This is a genomic window from Paenibacillus sp. FSL H7-0350 (assembly GCF_038593195.1).
Classification (GTDB): Bacteria; Bacillota; Bacilli; order Paenibacillales; family Paenibacillaceae; genus Paenibacillus_AQ.
Genome location: NZ_CP151972.1, coordinates 3,104,176 through 3,118,249 on the forward strand (window position 1 = coordinate 3,104,176; position 14,074 = coordinate 3,118,249).

Annotated in this window: 10 protein-coding genes; 4 read left to right on the forward strand and 6 right to left on the reverse strand. The window is 57.2% G+C overall.

The features are described 5' to 3' along the window. Positions 1–5 precede the first annotated feature (5 nt). Positions 6–542, reverse strand: a complete 537-nt coding sequence (locus tag NYE24_RS14170; protein ID WP_342478938.1) for a hypothetical protein — start codon at positions 540–542, stop codon at positions 6–8. 272 nt (positions 543–814) lie between these two features. Here NYE24_RS14170 and NYE24_RS14175 point away from each other — a divergent pair, with 272 nt between their 5' ends. The 4 genes from NYE24_RS14175 to NYE24_RS14190 all read left to right on the forward strand — a co-directional run bounded on the left by NYE24_RS14175 (position 815) and on the right by NYE24_RS14190 (position 8,483). Next, positions 815–1,912, forward strand: coding sequence for a DUF6385 domain-containing protein (locus NYE24_RS14175; protein ID WP_342478939.1), 1,098 nt, complete (start codon positions 815–817; stop codon positions 1,910–1,912). 159 nt (positions 1,913–2,071) lie between these two features. After that, positions 2,072–4,144 (forward strand): glycosyltransferase, encoded by a 2,073-nt coding sequence (locus tag NYE24_RS14180; protein WP_342478940.1) that lies wholly within the window; start codon positions 2,072–2,074, stop codon positions 4,142–4,144. A gap of 35 nt (positions 4,145–4,179) precedes the next feature. Further along, complete coding sequence (locus NYE24_RS14185; protein ID WP_342478941.1) at positions 4,180–5,871, forward strand: glycosyltransferase; 1,692 nt, start codon at positions 4,180–4,182, stop codon at positions 5,869–5,871. A gap of 524 nt (positions 5,872–6,395) precedes the next feature. After that, a complete protein-coding gene (locus NYE24_RS14190; protein ID WP_342478942.1) occupies positions 6,396–8,483 on the forward strand; it encodes a glycosyltransferase in 2,088 nt (695 codons plus the stop codon). A gap of 68 nt (positions 8,484–8,551) precedes the next feature. On the opposite strand, the gene NYE24_RS14195 is transcribed toward NYE24_RS14190, so the two are convergent. The 5 genes from NYE24_RS14195 to yunB all read right to left on the reverse strand — a co-directional run bounded on the left by NYE24_RS14195 (position 8,552) and on the right by yunB (position 13,601). After that, positions 8,552–8,878: a hypothetical protein gene (locus NYE24_RS14195; RefSeq protein WP_076160982.1), complete on the reverse strand. Its 327-nt coding sequence runs from the start codon at positions 8,876–8,878 to the stop codon at positions 8,552–8,554. Positions 8,879–8,977: 99 nt separating this feature from the next. After that, the gene (locus tag NYE24_RS14200; RefSeq protein WP_342478943.1) at positions 8,978–9,712 is read right to left on the reverse strand and encodes a glycosyltransferase; all 735 of its coding nucleotides are present in this window, start codon (positions 9,710–9,712) and stop codon (positions 8,978–8,980) included. Continuing rightward, the gene (locus NYE24_RS14205; protein WP_036701783.1) at positions 9,705–11,147 is read right to left on the reverse strand and encodes a hypothetical protein; all 1,443 of its coding nucleotides are present in this window, start codon (positions 11,145–11,147) and stop codon (positions 9,705–9,707) included. The genes NYE24_RS14200 and NYE24_RS14205 overlap by 8 nt, the downstream gene beginning before the upstream one ends. Next, on the reverse strand, positions 11,144–12,682 hold the full coding sequence (locus tag NYE24_RS14210) for a hypothetical protein (protein ID WP_342478944.1): 1,539 nt from the start codon (positions 12,680–12,682) through the stop codon (positions 11,144–11,146). The genes NYE24_RS14205 and NYE24_RS14210 overlap by 4 nt, the downstream gene beginning before the upstream one ends. An 82-nt stretch (positions 12,683–12,764) precedes the next feature. Further along, complete coding sequence (gene yunB, locus NYE24_RS14215; RefSeq protein WP_342479240.1) at positions 12,765–13,601, reverse strand: sporulation protein YunB; 837 nt, start codon at positions 13,599–13,601, stop codon at positions 12,765–12,767. Positions 13,602–14,074: the final 473 nt, after the last annotated feature.

Below are 14,074 nucleotides of genomic sequence, written 5' to 3' on the forward strand. Positions count from 1 at the left end.
TCGCTCTAAAATTCCCACCAGCTGATGTTGCCTGTTGCCGCAGTACTCCCTGATGCAATCGTTACCGATATCGTGAGCGAGTTGCCGGGAGGCAGGATAATCCTGCCGTCCATATTAAGGATGACCGGACCTAGGGCCAGCAGCATTGACATTAATGTCGCCGGAGAACCTGTAGGCGCAGCCGTTGCGGTCCGGGCAGTACTGACGCTAGTGACCGAACTCCCGAAGTTATAGTTAACCGGAGTAACAGTAGAGCCCCCCACCGTCGCATTGCGCAGTAGTGTTAAAGTGACCGACGCTGTGCCCGTGCTTGCGATAATGCGGGAGATATACAAGGTACGTCCGCTGCCGCCGGGATTAGCTACCTGCATGACAAGCGGGGTGGAAGTACCCACCGTGGAGGCAAAAGGAATTCCAAACAATAAACCTGACATCGCAGCTCCCGCTTCAGGCAGAGTATCAATCCCGGGTGCAATATAGGTGTTAACCTGCTCGGTATACAGCGGCTGGCTGTTCTGGTTAAATACAGTCTCATTCGGCATATTCTCACTCCTTCTGTCGGTCTAGCATATTTTCATAGTATGCGAGGCTGTCCGGCAGGTTGTTTGGCGGCTGCGTATTTTTGCAGAGTTAACCCAGTCATTCTCTTAAAAGCTCCATATCCTAATATCACACCATTCGAATGGTCCTGCCCAACTCATGCTTCTCTCTATTAACCCGGCAGCCTATACGTGCTTAAGGACCCAGACGACGGTTTGGGTCTTTTCATGAGCAGGCTGACTGCAGAAATTGCCCACAGAAAGGATGACTCCATTTGCCAAATTTCAGTTCATTTCAGGCTAATCCAGATAATTTACGCACACTTATTTTTGGCCGGGACCCCTCGACCCTGATCGACCGGCCGCTAACCACAGATGCCAGCGGGAACCTGACCACCGTCATCTTGAACGGCACCATCTCTAGCATACTTGGTGCAACCATCACTGCCGGTACATTAACTTCGGCTGGTACAGTGACCAACATCCTCGCCGGTACGATTACTAGTGTGCTTGGTGCGACTATCACTGCCGGTACATTAACATCCGCTGGTACAGTGACCAACATCCTCGGCGGTACGATTACTAGCGTGCTTGGCGCGACTATCACTGCCGGTACATTAACATCCGCTGGTACAGTGACTAACCTGTTAGACGGTACGATTACTAGCGTGCTTGGTGCGACTATCACTGCCGGTACATTAACATCCGCTGGTACAGTGACTAACCTGTTAGACGGTACGATTACTAGCGTGCTTGGTGCGACTATCACTGCCGGTACATTAACTTCGGCTGGTACAGTGACTAACCTGCTAGACGGTACGATTACTAGCGTGCTTGGTGCAACGATCACTGCCGGTACATTAACTTCGGCTGGTACAGTGACTAACCTGCTAGACGGTACGATTACTAGCGTGCTTGGCGCGACGATCACTGCTGGTACACTAACATCCGCTGGTACAGTGACTAACCTGCTAGACGGTACGATTACTAGCGTGCTTGGCGCGACGATCACTGCTGGGACACTGAGCAGCGTAACCTCCATTTCCCAGCGCAGCTTCGTTGAACTGCCTACAACGGCAATTGCCACTTCGGATACCTATACGCCGCTGCCTGCCAACAACACCAGTATCCTTGGCACCTATTCCTACTTCATTGTGAATACCGGAGCCAATCCGGTGAATACTCGGGTCGAGATCAGTGCAGACGGAACCAACTATTTCGTCGATACGACCGGAGACAACCCGCTGGCAGCAGGTTCTGTAGACGTAATTGTGCCTGCCCGCTTCCTGAAATACACCCGCCTCTCTTATCAATCCGCCACGTCGGGTGCAGCTTCTACGCTTAATGTTATTTTTGATGCACAAGGAACGTAAGCCTAGTTTCCGTCATACGATGCAGAAGAGAGGAGTGCATGGGTACCCATGTACTCTTTCCTGTGCGGTATTCCGCATCTACATAAGACGGCAGCGCTTATACATGCTTATTTTTGCAGAATACCCGGAGGAACTAAGGCCCGCGAAGGAGGAACGATCTTGAATCTATCTGCCAAACCTACACTCGGAGTGCAGCTCATTGTCAACAATGAAGCCGAGCTGCTCCCCCGTTGTCTAGCCAGCCTGCAGGGCGCCGATGAAATCATCGTTGTCGATACCGGCTCAACCGACTCGTCCGTGGAGATCGCCCGCAAGTACGGGGCAACGGTTGTTGAAACCAAGTGGAACCACCATTTCTCAGAGGCACGCAATACCGGTCTCTACCATGCGGCCAGCAGCTGGATACTGGTCCTGGATGCGGATGAAATCCTTCAGACTTCTATAGCGTCAATTAAGGAGATTCTCAGGGGCAGCACAGCCGAAGCCTATACGGTACGCATAGAGAACCTGCTGGGAAGCAGGCCCGAGGAGCGTCTGTATCACCATCCGGTGCGGCTGTTCCGGGGTGGGCAGGGCTATCTTTTCAGCGGAAGAATTCATGAAAGTGTTGAGTCCTCTATTCTCACAAAACATGGGGCCGCCGCCATCGGGGCCAGTCCAATAGAGATTCTTCACTTCGGCTACCTGCCCCCGGTCATGAGCGCCAAGCATAAAATCATCCGCAACGGGCACCTGCTGCGTCTTGCGCTTGCGGAAGAGCCTGACGATGTGTTCACCCGTTATAATCTGGCGGTCAACTGCTGTCAGGACGGACGGCTGGAGGAAGCCGGAGAACTGCTGCGCCAGAGTCTTACCCTTGCTCCGCTTCAGGCCTCTTACCGTCCCTCGATCGTTCGCGATCTGTGTACAATTGATCTGAACAACGGTCATGTAAAAGCGGTCGACAGCCTGCTAACCCGCGAGCTGACACGTTATGGAGATTATCCCGACCTGCATTACATGCAGGGCCAGTCCTGGGAGAGCCAAGGATTCTATGAACGCGCCGTCCAGTCTTACCAGCATGCCATAGATACCTCGTCTGCCCCGGCTCCGCACAGAGCATACGTCACTGAACAGGGCATAGACAGCTTCCGCCCGCTGCACCGGATGGGGGCCATTTTCCAGCAGCTCGGGAAGCAGAAGGAAGCCGCGCAGCTGTACCATCGTGCGCTACAGCAGCACTCCCTGTATCTTCCCGCGCTGGAGGGGATCGCGTCTGCTTTTCAGGAGCTGGAGGTGACGGATGGAGAGATTGCCGCACTCTTGATACAGCTAACCGGTACAGCGCATCGTGCTGCTAGAACCGCAATTATCGGAACATTGTACCGGCTGGATGCTTATACGGCGATTGCAGAGCTGCCGCCCGCCGTCTGTCCGCTGGAAGAGGACACCTTGCTGTTCGTGCTGTCTTCCTGGATCATTACCGGAAAATATCATGCGTTCAGAAAAACTGCCGCCAAGCTGCGGGCTAACCCCACCCAGCTGTCACCCGAAGGCCTAAATGCGGAAACTGTACGGCAGCTATGCCTGCTTGAGGCTGTCTTAACCTGGGAGCTGAGAGGGAAGCTGCAGGAGGAGCTGTGGCTGCAATCACCTGCGGAATTGCGTTCCGCGATGCTTGAGATCGACACGGAATTGTCTCTTGATTCCGCTGAGCCGCAGGCAAAATCCGCTCCCTCCGGGGACTCCCCGCTGCTTGCCGTGGTGATAAGGCTCGCTGTGAAGCACCAGTTCATCACGCTGGGCAAGCGGCTGATTGAACGGTTCCCGGCATATACAAGCACTTTGGCAGAGGCGCTGTATGAGGAAGGCTGGCGGGCAGAGGCGGGGGAACTATTCATCAGCCTTGCAGACAGTAAGGACGCTTCAGGCGCAACCCTGCGGTATCTCGGAGAACTGCTCATAGATAAAGGGCATTATGCGGAGGCTGCCGGCTGGTACCGCCTTGCCCTGGGGGAATCGCCTGCAGACGATGCGGTCAGCACCGGACTGGCGCTCTGTTATCTGTATCTGGCGGAGCAGCGGCTCGCAGAAGCTGTTGAACGTCTTCAGGGGGTGGGACAGCCGGCTCAGGGTCCGCTTCAGGAGGATAGAGCAGCGGTTGCACAATCCATCGCGGTGCTGCGCTGCACCCCCTGGCATACGAAGTGGAATTACACCCAGCGGCAGAGAGGAGCGGATCTGGGCTTATGACCACGAAACCACAACAACCGCTGATTTCCTTGTGCATGATCGTCAAAAATGAAGCCGACAACCTGGCCCGCTGTCTCCGGAGTGTGCGCGGGACTGTGGATGAAATCATCATTGTGGACACCGGCTCCACCGACGCAACCCGCTCCATTGCCCGCAGCTTCGGTGCCCGGATTATCGGGTTCCCGTGGAACGGGGATTTTGCCGCCGCACGCAATGCCGGTCTGGCCCTGGCGCGCGGCACCTGGATTCTGGTGCTGGATGCAGACGAGGAGCTGGAGCAGGGGAGCCGGGAGGAGCTGCTGGTGTGCGCGAAGCATACGGAGTATGAGGCTTTTTTTGTGCGGATTCATAATCATCAGGGGACGGAGCGTGCTTCGCAGACGCTTACGGTCAACCCGATCCTCCGGATGTTCAGGAACCGTCCTGGCTATCGCTTCAGCGGCATTATTCATGAGCAGATTGCGGCTGTCATTGTGCAGGAGACCCCGGCTGCCGCGATGCATATGAGCACCGTCGTTGTCCATCACTACGGCTATGCCGCCGGGGTCGTGGAGCGGAAAGACAAAATCAGCCGTAATCTCGGATTGCTGAAGCAGCAGCTGGAGGAGAGTCCCGGAGATGCTTTTCAGCATTTCAATCTGGCGGTTGAATATATGCGGCTTGGCGATTACAGGCAGGCGCTGAAACATATCGGCACCTCGCTGAACCTGGCCGATCCGGGTACCAGCTATATTCACCTGCTCTATAAATACAAGGTCCGCTGCCTGGCAGTAACCGGTGATTACCCGGGTGCATTGGAGGCCTGCGGGCAAGGAAGCTTGCTCTTCCCGGACTATCCCGATCTTCACCATCTCAAGGGTGCGCTATTGTTACAGGTATCAGCCTTAGCCGAAGCTAAGACCGCACTGTGCCGGGCACTGGAGATTGGAGCCTCCCCTCCCCTCTACCATACGGAATCAGGGTTAGGCACATTTCTCACCCACACACTACTGGGGCAGGTCTGCCAGCAGATCGGCGAAGCGCAAGAGGCGGCAGCCTGCTTCACCAGGGCAGCCCAGCTCCAGCCGGACCCCTGGCCGCTGATCCCCCGGCTCACGCGCCTGTTCAAATGCACGGGCCGCGAGCCCGAGCTTCACGGCTGGCTGGCCGGGCAGCTGCCCGGCATCCTGGCGGAGCAGCGCCAGAAGCTACTGCGCCTGCTGGTACGGGATGGTTGTTACACAGCGGCGGTTGATATGCTTGGGGACGGTGCAGGGGCTGGTGTGGCGGCGGGTAAGATGGGCGGTACGGCGCAGAGTGCGGGAGTGATGGAAGCGGCGGTGCGGGATGCGGGTGAGATGGACGGTATGGCGCAGAGTGCGGGAGTGATGGAAGCGGCGGTGCGGGATGCGGGCGAGATAGATGGTAAGGCGCGAGATGCGGGAGCCGTAGATGATGTAGGGCCGGAGGTGCCGCCTACTGCTGATTTGTTAGAGCTGTTGCAGCGGGCGGAAGCAGCTTCCGCAGCGGAGCTGAGCTACGATGATATTACTGAGCTGCTTAGTCATCCTGCAGTTGTCCCGGCAGACCGGAACACCTCACTCCCCATACCTGCTATTGCTGCGGCTGTGCAGCCCTGGATTCTTTTGGCTGACAAGGTTCTGGCTGCGCTCGTAACTTCGGCCATGTATTCACCGGCGGCTGCGGCAGCCCGTCTCACTCTTCCGCTTCCCAGATCAGCTGATTAGTATGTCATCAGAGACCGTAGCTGCGATAGGCCTAATTGTATTTGGTACAATTAAAACGCCAGATTGCTCGCCAATATCCCATTTAGTTGTACTTCGTACATTTAAACATCCGCCGATTCTTCCTTCTCCCCTTTTTAGGCAGGATTTAGTTGTACAGACTACAGCTATCCAATGAAAGTATGCTTTATCGCTCGTTTTAGGTGTACGTTCTGCAACTATCCTGCATAGCCGGCTTTTTATCTGGAGAGTGCCGGTGTGACTGGTCGCTCGCGGACTGAGGATCGTTTATTTTGGAGAAAATGCATGATTGGGAAGAGTTACGGACTCCAGTGTGCTTAAAGGCGGAGATGCTGCCCAAAATCATCGGTTAGAGAGACAATAGGGTCCTCTCCGTCCGCCACTCGGTAAAAAGTGCTGTTTTGAGGGAAATAACGGCTCTCCAGTCCGTCAGGAATATATCCGCTCCGCTTGCTTTGCACTCCCGCTTTTTCAATCAGATACTGTCAGAAAGGAGCTTACAGACCATGGATACTCCCGGGATCTCGCTCTGCATGATCGTCAGGAATGAGGCACAGCATCTGGAGCAATGCCTGCTGTCTGTTCAGGGTATGGTCTCGGAGATCATCATCGCAGATACCGGATCAGAGGATAACAGTATGGCTATCGCCCGCAGGTTCGGTGCCCGGGTGATCCGGCTGCCCTGGGAGCATGATTTCTCCAAAGCCCGTAATCATACCCTACAGCTGGCCTCCTATGGCTGGATTCTGGTGCTGGATGCAGATGAAGCCCTTGCGGACTGGAAGCGGGAGGAGTTAGAGTGTCTGCTAGAATCGGAGTGTGCGGACGGGTATTTCCTGCCTTTTATTCATTATGTGGGTGAGGCCTCAGGGCGGGAATACGTGACAGACAATGTGTGCCGGCTGTTTCGTAATGATTCACGTATCTGTTTTCGCGGGAGCATTCATGAGGAGGTGGCCTCCAGCATCTGGAGCCTCCCCGGAGGACATATCGCTTATGCCCGTCTGCCTGTCCATCACTACGGATATCTGGATGATGAGCTTCAGCGCAAAAACAAAGCCAGCCGCAATCTGCAGCTGATTCTCGCTGCTCTGCGGCTTGAACCAGACAGCGTTCCTCTGCGGTACGCACTGGGCACGGAATATTACCAGCAGGGACAATATCAGGCGGCGGCAGATCTTCTCTTGCCTCTGCTAGAGGAAGCTCCACCAGACTCCGGGTATACCGCTGACCTGTATCTCAAGACAGCCTTTGCCCTCCAAGGGGGCGGGCGGCCTGCGGACGCGGAGTCTGTCTATCAGGCCGGGATTGGGCTGTATGCAGATTTCACCGATCTGCTGGAGAGCTATGCCGGGCTGCTGCTGGAGCAAGGGCAGGTATGGCGGGCGTACCCTCTGCTTCAGCGGGCACTGGACAGCGGGGATACCGCACATAAATACCCTTCCTCCTCCGGCAGCGGAACCTGCCGCACCCGCCTATTCGCCGGACGGGTCTGCGAGCGGCTGTTCCTCTACGAGGAAGCCATGGAGCATTACAGGCAGGCGATACTCTACTCGCCTGACGATCTTGCCGCTTGGGAGCAGCTGGCCACGCTGTGCCTGCTGTCCGGGCAAGCGGAGCAGCTGGCGGTGTTCACCCGTCAGCTGCTCCCTGCCCTGCCCCGGCGAGTGCTGAGCAGGCTGGTGCCTGCCGCACTCAATGCCCGCGCCGCCCCATGGCTGGCGGCGCTTCTCGCAGCACCGCATCTGCCGGAGGATATCCGGCAGGTGCTTCAGGTGCTGCTAGGGACGCTGTTCCGGGACCCGGAACAGCCCGGGGCCGCATCCGCCGGGCTTGCGCGGATGCGGGAGGATGCGCCGGATAACCCGTGGATATCCGGCTATCTGTGGGCCTTGTCCTGCCGCAGCGGCGGAATCGCCGCGGCAGGACAAGGCCTGAGGCGGCTGGCGGAGCTGCCGCCCGGACTTGCAGCCGCGCATCGCCGGCTCGCGGGGCTGCAGGCAGGCCCGGCGGAGCATGGGGCCGATGAGCATTCAATAATTTTGTTTCCGGCAGAAGGTACCTTCCCGGCTCCTGACACGGACAGCGCTGCCCGTTCGGAGCACCATACCGACACACCGCTAACCTTCGCAGATTATTCTTACGCAGCACAACTGCTCCTTCAGGCAGGCGCTTGGGATACATTACTCCTGCTGGGCAGGCCCACTAGCGCTGCACGCTTTCTCTGGAGCAGACTTCCCCTGCCGCTGCTGCGAGGACTACTGGATGCACCTGTTTCATTTAAAATGCAATGGTGTGCAGATTACACCCGGCAATCACAACACTATAGCCTTCCTGGTGATGCTGCGGAATGGCTGCTCTATGCAGCCATTGCACAGTCATGCGGGCAGGTCCCGCAGCTTACGCCCGCCGATGAACAGACGCTTCGCCAATCCGGCAGCACTGCCGCAATCACTGGCCTCAGCTACCACATGCTGCTTCTTGCGGCGGAGGTTCGCCCACAGGGCAACATCTCCGCTACAGGCAGCATTCCGTGGCTGCTGCTTGTGAAGTCTGCGCTTCAGAGCGGGGATGACAGACATAACAATATCTAAGGTTACGCTTGGCTTTCCCCCCTCACTCAATCTTTGAAATATTAGCTTTACAAATCCTCTTGAAACACTCATATGGAAAACGAAAGACCCTGAGGGATAGCTCCCTCAAGGTCAAGCAAGTCCTCTATCTTTTCATAATACATCGGCCAGGCGGAATCCTTTTGTTCTTCTAACAATTCCTTATTACTTTTGACAAACCGACTGATTTCAAATGTGCTAATATCAAGGATAATGCTCCCCCGCAACTGCGTTTCAAACCTATGCATCAGAACATTAACAAACTCAATAGTGACAGGAACCAGATTTCCTTTGCCGCCCAGTGTGTGCAATGTAATTTTGGCATTTTGTAAATCAATGTTATAGGAGACAATTTCATTATCATGAATACTTTGCACCGAATCCAGCCTCCATACAATCCATATTATGCTCATTTTGGGGAGCCGCTGCTCCAATCCCAAGTATGAATATACATGAAAATAAGGCTATGATCTACGTCAATCCCCCCACTCCACCAACCGGGGGTGCTCATCCAGAATGGAGCGGTAGTGCTCCAGACTTCCCCATTTGCCCTCAGGGTCAAGCTCCATATAGCGGTCGTACTTGCGGCGCAGCGCGTCAGGCTCCAAGGCCCAGCCGTAGTGCTTCACCCGCAGCTCGGCCAGGAAGCCTGGCAGCACCGCATACGATAGCGGCAGCCGGGGAACGTGATGATCCATCTGCGGGGTGAAATAATAGAAGCCGGGCAGATAACGCACCAGTGTGCGCGTATGCCTCGTATGGAGATTCCAGAGCTCATCTTCCCGGTAATGGGTCGTGCCGCCCCAGAAGTCATACATCCGAAAGGCCACCCAATCGTAGACATCCTGGTTGATCAGATGCCGCATTTCCTGCTTGGCCCGCTCTTCGTAGAACTCATCAGCATCTACCGACACAAGCCAGTCCGGCCGCGTGGATACGGCCAGATCCCAGAGCGTCTGGCGCAGCTCCCATTCCCGCCTGAAGAGGGAGTGCTCCAGCGTCACCACCTTGCTCACCTTGGCAAAAGAGCGGCACACACGCACCGTATCATCCGTGCTGCCGTCATCCACAATGACGATCTCATCGACGAATTCGCTCAGATCCCGCAGAACCTGCTCCAGATACCGGCCGCTTTCATTGCGCACCTGCATCATCGCCGTCAGGCGGTTGCCGGAAGCCTTGCGCAGCGGTTCATTCCTGTGGTCACCCACCCGTAGCCCCTCCTCTTAACTTCTGCACCGCTTCTTCCAGATCTGCCATTTCAGCAAAAAGCTGCCGCGCCCCCTGATCCGCACCCGCGCAGCGCAGGAAGCTGCGGATAGCCTCATGGCGCCTGCCGTACAAGAGATGCAGGGTCCCTTCAATCACAGACAGTTGCCCGGCATTCCGTTCTGCCAGCTCATCCGCAGGAGAAATCTCTTTTACCGGGCTTGCTCCCTGCCTGCTTCCCTCATCCCCATCCGTGCCTGCCCCCTGGATACTCCCCGTCTTCCCTTCCGTACTTTCCGCGCTGCTGCTTCCCGCATTCCCTACCTTCCCCGCATCCTGCAGGCTCCCCGCCAGCCCCAGCAGTCCCGCACTTCCCGCTTCCGCCACCGTTCCTTCGGCCGCCAGCTCCTGATGAAGCTGCAGCGCCTTCTCCCACTGGAAGGTCGCGATATAATTGTGCAGTAGCCGCTGCTGGGCCTCCGGCTCAGGCAACTGGCCCAGCAATTCAATGGCTGCCGCGTAGTCTTCATTCACCGTCATAAGCTCTGCACAGAGCAGCCCCTGCTGGGCCTCACCCCCGTGCAGCCATTGCTTCATCTGCATACCCCTTGCCCGCTCCTCGTCTGTAAACGCCGTAATCTCATACTGCCGGACTGCAAGCGCAAGATTCCCTTGCTTCGCTTCAATCGCTGAGAAGAACCGGTAATGTGAATGCAGACAATCCGTATAATTATGCAGCAGCATCAGCTCAAAGGATTGGGCCAGAAGCTGCGCAGCTGTCTCATCTCCTTGCAGATATAAGTAAGAAGCCGCTAAATAATGCACCGAAGGCTCACCGGGCAACTTGGCGCACATCGAGAGATAGAAACGGGTACGGAGCCTGCGCTGGATATCCAGATACGTCTCCCCGCTGTTCACCGCATCAGGCGGATGCCATAGTTCCGTCAATGCCCTGTTCCAGACCGCCTCAGCATCCGTGAGAAAATACAGCCGCTCCCCCCGGCGGAGAAGTCCGTAGGACACCGGCTCATCTCCATTCAGATAGACCACTTGGCCCCGGCGCAGATTCTGCTCCAGATAGATCCGTTCCGAGGAGGTTCCGGCAAGATCAGAGAGCGCTCCAAGAGACGAACTGTATTTATCCCACAGCACAGCATCTTCCCCATCCGGGCAAGGCTCCAGCAGAGCCACAGTATAAGCAGGCTGTAGAGCCAGCACATCTGGCAGCCAGTAGGGCGATGAGACCAGCAGCGTATACTCTCCGGTATCCAGTTTGTACACTTCCGGCAGAGTTACAGACCTGACCTGGCTGCTCCGCTGCTGGACCGGGGTCATCGCTCCGGCGAAGCAGACCTCCCCGCGCTCCGGAAGGAGCTCCAGCATTCTTTTATACTCATAATCCTCCCAAGCCGTGCGGCTGAGCACAATATAGTTCATAAGCGGCCCTCCCCCGGCAAGGCTTCATCAAGGCTGCCCGGTCCCGCACCCGTTGTTGCTGTCTCTCCTGCATAATCTATAGACAACTCCGGGTCCGGCACAAGCTCCAGACTGCGGAGATGGCCCTCCCGCTTCACAATCCGCCCCGGTGTTCTTCCGCTTCGGTGTGCAATGCGTTCAAGCGGAAGAACCTGCGGAATCCCTTCGCTTGTGCGTGGTAGCCCGGATTCTGCGGCATGATCGTCTGAACTGACAATCAGATCCGCCCGGCTATACCGGAGAACCCGGACCATTCTCTCCACATAGCGGTTATCATACGACGCACAAGCCGACAAGTAGACTATGATCTCACTGCCGTAGAGTGCCGAGATATTCTCCAGCGCATGGAGCCATGCCTTCTCGCCGTGAACGGTAATCACAGCGTCCCGCTCATGCACCGGAAATTCCGGAAAAGACTGGCTCCAGCTGTCCCTCACCCACACCCAGCGGATATTCCCGTAGCTCTGGCTCTCCTGAAGCATCTGCTGCCGTTCGCGGGAATCCGCCGCCGTCCAGTTCTCTTCGAAATACACGACCGTTGTAACCAGCAGAGCGGCAACCGTATCCCGGCTAAGCGGAATGACCGGCTGCGGAGGGCAGGCTGTGAGATCACGGGGAATCTGGAGCGTACCCGCAGGGGAGAGGGTGCTGTTCAGATTCCATTTTTGCAGATAAGCCTGTTCGCCCTTCCCCCAGACTTCAATGCCGCCCGCCTTCACACTCTCCGCTTCCAGCCTATGCAGCACATGAACATAGCCCGAGTCACTGCGCGCAAGCTCCGCTCCCAGCATCCGGGCCCGCAGACACCAGTCCGCGATGATCAGGCGGCGTTCGCCCAGAGAAGCATCGAACCCGCCTACCCTCAGCAGCAATTCTGTGGCTATGAGCAGGCAGGAACCGGTTAGTACCTCCGTATAATTCCATTCCCCTTGCTGTTTCTCCAGCGTATGGGCGGTGTACGCAGCCAGCTCAGCATATCCGGCAAAATGCAGCTGCCGCTGCCCGTCTCCCCACTCCGTGGAGGAGCAAGGAGCGACAACTAACACCGCAGGATCATCAATCGGCGGCCATAGTAGATTCCCGAGCCAGCCCGGAGCCACCATGACACAGTCCTCCAGCAGCACGGCAAAAGAGGTCTCGGCATAAGCCAAGGCCTCATTCACCCTATACTCACCCTCGCTATAAGGAAGGAACCGCATTCCTGCTTCCCCGGAGAACTGCTCCGACAACGCTTGCAGCGGAAAATCAGCGGTCATGGCAACCGCAGTCACCCGCACCGCTGGCCCGGAATGCTGAAGCAGCAGCCTCAGACACTCCGCTGACCACGGCGCATGACGCAGTTCCACCACCAGCGTAATCCCTCCCTGCACCGGCAGGGGCAGCAGGCCCTCCCGTTCCAGATAGCTGTACCTTGCAGCCAGCCGCTCCGTACGGTCCGCTTTTGCAGCATCCCAACCCTTCCCCGCACTCCTATCCTCCATCGCTCCATAAGACACCCAACATCACGCTCCATTAGTCAAACTATGCTGTCTATAATGTATGAGTGTGTCGGGGTATATATCCCTATAATTACCATTGCTATTCGCTGCCACCGCCCTCATTCCCACCCCCGGCATTCACACCGGGCACAGAGCTGCCGCTTCCGGCGGGCGCCTCAGTCTCTCCGCTGCCCGCATGTCCGCCTGATCCGCTGGAGCCTGAGCTGCTGTTATCGCTGCCTGCTGGTGTGCTGTCCTCGCCGGTGCTGCTCTTCCCGGTACTCAGCGAAGGGGCCGGAATAGCGATGCCCGGGGCGCTGCTGCCGTTCTCGCCGACAGGCTTGCCCTGATTATCATAGTAGTACATCGGAACGTCACCGACTACCATCAGGTAGGAGACGGGGATCTCTGTATCCACCACCTGCGGCTCCATATCAAATGGAATGACGACGGCTACCTCGGTAACAATATGAATAAAGACTTCAACGAGAATCATATTGATTCCGGCATTCTGCTGCCGTGTGTTCAGCTCCACCTTCACTGCCCCCTGAGGCTCTACCTTAATCGGAATATCCGGACCATAGGAGGCAATCAGCGGGCTGCCGAGCGCCTGCCCGAGCGGAATATATTCCGTACGGTTATGCAGCTCCTGTAGTGTGGACTGGATGACTTCAGCGGCCTGCGAGGTAATCCGCATATGCTCCTTGTAGTTGAGCATGAAGCCGGAGATTTTGCCGTTCTTGTCGGTCTTCCAGTCAATCAGCGCCTCGGCATTCCCCCCGTCTGCTACCTGGGACGTAATCGCCTTGTTAATCGATTCCGTGGCGATCTGCTTCACCCGGATCTGGGCCAGATGGAGAATCGGCGGCTTCAGATGCTGCTCCACATAACGCAGCCCCTGCAGCACTGCCAGAAGCAGCAGCAGGCTCAGAACGATCCAGAATCTGCCCCGTCTGCGCGGCTTCTGCCCCTTGCCCCCGGCAGCTTCCTGCCACTTCCCTTCCCTCCTGCGGAACAGACGGAAGCCGCCGCGCCCGGCTTTGCGCCAGACCCGCTGGTCCGGAGCGCCTGCTGCTCCCCCGGAAGGCTTGGCTGACCCGTAGCCTGCTTCGCTCCCGTCCAGCCGGACGCCGGATCTGGAGGGCTTCGCCACGAAGCCCCCGCTCCGTCCCCAGCTCCGGCCAGGCAGACCCGCGCCGGGTCTTGACGGCTTCGCTTCGAACCTTGCTCCCGAACCCGAGTGCGGCGGCTGGATTCCCGCTCTGGACGGTTTGGCCTTGAAGGCCTGGCGGCGCCCGACCGTCCCCCTCAGTCCGCTTCCGTTGAAGTCCGGCAGCCGCAGACGCCCGAAGAGCGGTACGCCTGCGCTCCGTTTCCCCCATTTTCTGATTCTGCCCATGCCCTGCAGTC